This window comes from Bacteroidales bacterium (assembly GCA_023229505.1).
Lineage (GTDB): Bacteria > Bacteroidota > Bacteroidia > Bacteroidales > JAGOPY01 > JAGOPY01.
Genome location: JALNZD010000094.1, coordinates 1 through 3659, shown reverse-complemented (window position 1 = coordinate 3659; position 3659 = coordinate 1). Strand labels below are relative to the sequence as shown.

The window sequence follows — 3659 nt, the reverse complement described above, 5'->3', positions numbered from 1 at the left end:
ATATTGTTGTCTAGAAGTCGTGTAGGTCCAATGTCCATTTATTCATTTACTTAGTCTGTAATATGGAATTTCTGCTGAAGGTATAAACCCAATTTTCTGAGCTAATTTGTATGAGCCAATATTTTCTAAACGACATGACCAAATTGGTTCATAATTATTTTTAATACAATAGTCAATCAGCGCTGAACATGTATATTCTGCAAATCCTTTACCACGAAACTCTTCAACAGTTTCAATACCTAATTCAAATTTGTCGTCATGAATGTATGATGAATAAGCCGTTGACGCTAATTTATCTTTATAAAATAAGCTAAACCCTACACCATTTTTCAGGAAGTCATCTTCACTGTCCCAAAAATAAAAGGGAACAACACTCCCTTTCATATCTCTAAAAATCTGCTTATCCGTTCTGACAATCTTTATATCCAGAGCAAGATTTGCTTTCCTAAAGCTCAGATATTTGCCGTGGTTAAACTTGAAATTAACCCGGGTATTCAACTCAATTATTCCTGTTTCTTTCTTCATCTTATTCTCTGCCGACTTAATTAAGCAGTCTTTAAATAATTCATTGAGAACATTGTTCCAACTGCCAGGAAACGCCTGCATCCATTCATGCGTATTCCGAACATGATTTATGTTTAGCGAATAATCTCTGAAACTGTTATTGAATGCTTCATTATTACTCTCACCAAATAACAATGTCATGCCATAAGGATGAACCACATAATAAGTTTTTGGATTGACAAGATTATCTACAAATACCTTACCTGCTACTTTATGTTCAACTACTGAACGGGCAAATAAGTTATTAATGGTAACTTTCTTTAATGGTTCAGTAAGTTTATTGTAATCTTCTATTTCTAAAATTTTCATTCTTGGTTGCCAGTTAAATTTGTTTTATCAAGTTGTTCGTTTCATGTCTTGTCGGTCCACGCAATGGCGCAGTTGCCGGAAATATAAAGCGTTATATTATTTAATCAACCATTTATTTAATTCCTTAGTTAATTCGTCTAACTTTTGTATTTTCCCGATTTTCAAACTATTTACGTTTTCAATATAAGCTTTTGTTTCTTTTGATTTCTTTGCTTCTTCTATTGTAATATTTTCAGCAATAGCAGTTCTTCGGTAGAATTCTTCAACAAATTCTTTATCATTAAAAATATTCGGAATTCCTACAGCTAATTCAAAATCCTCACACGGTATATAAAAAATGAACCCATCAAATATGTATTCGAAATTAACTGTAGTATAGTCGTTGCACTAAATCCCACCCCAAAAACGGGGTGTGATAGCTTTTTTAAAGAAAAATTAGTAAAATGATACTGAACGGGAGAAAGTGCTCCCTAAAAATTACTTAAATAATTTTAATGTCCAGTATCATGAGAAAAAAAAGTGAATTTACAACTGTTGAACGAGCTATCCAAACTGTTGATGGATTTCAGAAAGTGTTTAACACTCTGCAGCAGCAGACTATCCTGCGGGGTCAGAGTCAAAGTACTCTCGATAACTATATCCGGCAGATTGCTCTTATCAGCCTGGAATTTAACAAACTCCCCGAAAACCTCTCGGAAGAAGATATCAACGAGTACCTCACTGCACTCGCTCAAAGCCCAAAATCTCCTTCACGCAGCAGTTTTAAACATGCGATATATGGCTTGCGTTATTATTACCGCCACATAGGACAAACCAACCGGGCCATCGATTTGCCTTCGTTGAAAAAAGAAGCTAAGCTGCCTGTCATCTTAAACCGCGGCGAACTTCGCCAATTGTTCAGGGCTCCAAAGCTGCTAAAGCACCGCATTGCACTTACTCTAATCTATTCTGCAGGTCTGCGCTCTCAGGAGGCCAGCAACATGAAAATATCAGATATAGATTTTGAACGTAAATCCATTCACATCCGTCAGAGCAAATACAAAAAAGATCGTATTGTCCCATTGTCTGATTACATGGCAAAAGGGTTAAAGCAATATCTTGCAGCCGAAAACCCTCATATCTGGCTTTTTAACGGCAAAGAACCCGATGGGCGTTACAGCGTTAAAGGTCTGAGCTGGATCATGCGCGAGACCCTGAAAAAGACAGATATCAAGAAAAATGTAACGCTTCATTCCCTTCGTCATAGTTATGCAACCCATCTGCTCGAAGACGGATTAAATATCTTAATCATCAAGAAGTTGCTGGGTCATGCCAAAATTGAAACAACAATGATTTATCTCCATGTTGCCCAATGCCCCATAACATCTGCTCATAGTCCTCTGGATACTCTGTACCCTAAGAAATAGTGCATCGCCCACAGTTTGAGGTTGCCCAAATCGTAGATCGGTTTGGACAGCAATATGTTGAGAAATACCATCCCAATAGTTTTATGGTGCGAACTCTCGATGCCTTGCAGAAGTGTCGCACATCGGCTTTGGGCGGACACATAGATATTTGTCTCAGTTGCGGTAAGGAACGCATCAGCTACAATAGCTGTGGCAACCGCAATTGTCCTAAATGCCAGGGGGCAAAACAAGCTCTTTGGGTCGAGGACCGGATGAATGATGCCCTTGAGGTGAAGTACTTCCACGTTGTCTTTACCGTTCCAGAAGAATTAAACCAGATATGCCTGCTGGACAGCAAACTGTTTTATAAAACCCTGTTTGAATGCGTGTGGAGCGTATTGCAGCAATTTGGATACACTCACTATGGCATAGAAAGCGGAGCTATCTGCATGTTGCACACCTGGGGACAAAACCTGAGTTTACACCCCCATATCCATTGTATCGTTCCGGCAGCAGGGTTGACGTTAGCCGGAAACATGAAGCGGATTACCAAACAAGGTAAATACCTGTACCCGGTGCGTATGCTTAGCCCCACGTTCCGAAGCATACTGCTCAGAAAACTCAAACTTCAGCTCAAACTCAGCAACCAATTACCGAAGTATCAGTCCTTAATCGATGATGTCTGGAAAAAGCCATGGGTTGTCTATTGCAAGCCTCCCTTTGGTAATGCACAGCAAATTGTTAAATACCTGGGCCAGTACTCTCATCGTGTAGCAATCAGTAATCATCGCATAAAAAACATCAACGATACAGGAGTTACCTTTTTATACAAGGATTACAGGGACGAAAGCAGAATAAAGCCGACAACATTATCCGGAGTTGAATTCCTGCGGCGGTTCTGCCTGCATATATTGCCCAAGCGGTTTGTTAAGATCAGGTATTACGGTTTGCTGAGCAGCAAGCAAAAAGACCGGGTTAAGTCGCTGCTGGCAAAAAAGCCGGAAACAACTGTCAAAGAAACCAGGCAGGAACGAATAGTCAGGCTTACCGGATTTGATTCCCGCCTCTGTCCGGTATGTAAAACAGGATTCATGCATACCATAGAACTGCTCCCAAAGATCCGTGCACCAACAAATGTGCTTTATCCAACAAAAATATTATGGTGCTGATTCTGGATATTTTAAATTACCTGCTTTGCCGGGATGGGAATCGTATGGCCAGAAAGTTGTAAAATGATCCAAAAACGAGCAAAACCAGCTGAATGAGAAGCGATAAATCATTGAAAATGTAAAAACAATACCAACATATAACCCCAAAACTACCTAACCAGTCTGAAATGAGGCTGCTCATGGAACACGAATAACGGTGGTAAGTGCATAGAATATGGTCAAGTGACCGGAT

At 39.6% G+C, this 3659-nt stretch carries 4 protein-coding genes; 2 read left to right on the top strand and 2 right to left on the bottom strand.

Going from position 1 to position 3659, the window contains the following annotated elements; all coding sequences use genetic code 11:
• Positions 1 to 42 precede the first annotated feature (42 nt).
• Positions 43 to 873 (bottom strand): GNAT family N-acetyltransferase, encoded by an 831-nt coding sequence (locus M0Q51_17200; GenBank protein MCK9401707.1) that lies wholly within the window; start codon positions 871 to 873, stop codon positions 43 to 45.
• Between the two features lie 506 nt (positions 874 to 1379).
• Between M0Q51_17200 and M0Q51_17195 the strand changes: the two genes are divergently transcribed.
• Both M0Q51_17195 and M0Q51_17190 read left to right on the top strand, forming a co-directional pair.
• Positions 1380 to 2279, top strand: a complete 900-nt coding sequence (locus M0Q51_17195; GenBank protein ID MCK9401706.1) for a site-specific integrase — start codon at positions 1380 to 1382, stop codon at positions 2277 to 2279.
• An 83-nt stretch (positions 2280 to 2362) separates the two neighbouring features.
• On the top strand, positions 2363 to 3427 hold the full coding sequence (locus tag M0Q51_17190; protein MCK9401705.1) for an IS91 family transposase: 1065 nt from the start codon (positions 2363 to 2365) through the stop codon (positions 3425 to 3427).
• Between the two features lie 16 nt (positions 3428 to 3443).
• Here the strand turns inward: M0Q51_17190 and M0Q51_17185 are convergent.
• Positions 3444 to 3659 (bottom strand): hypothetical protein (locus M0Q51_17185; protein ID MCK9401704.1); only part of this gene is annotated, 216 nt, incomplete at its 5' end.

Coding starts and splice junctions, on each gene's coding strand:
- M0Q51_17200 (MCK9401707.1), bottom strand. CDS start 873: ATGAAAATTTTAGAAATAGAAGATTACAATAAACTTACTGAACCATTA.
- M0Q51_17195 (MCK9401706.1), top strand. CDS start 1,380: ATGAGAAAAAAAAGTGAATTTACAACTGTTGAACGAGCTATCCAAACT.
- M0Q51_17190 (MCK9401705.1), top strand. CDS start 2,363: ATGGTGCGAACTCTCGATGCCTTGCAGAAGTGTCGCACATCGGCTTTG.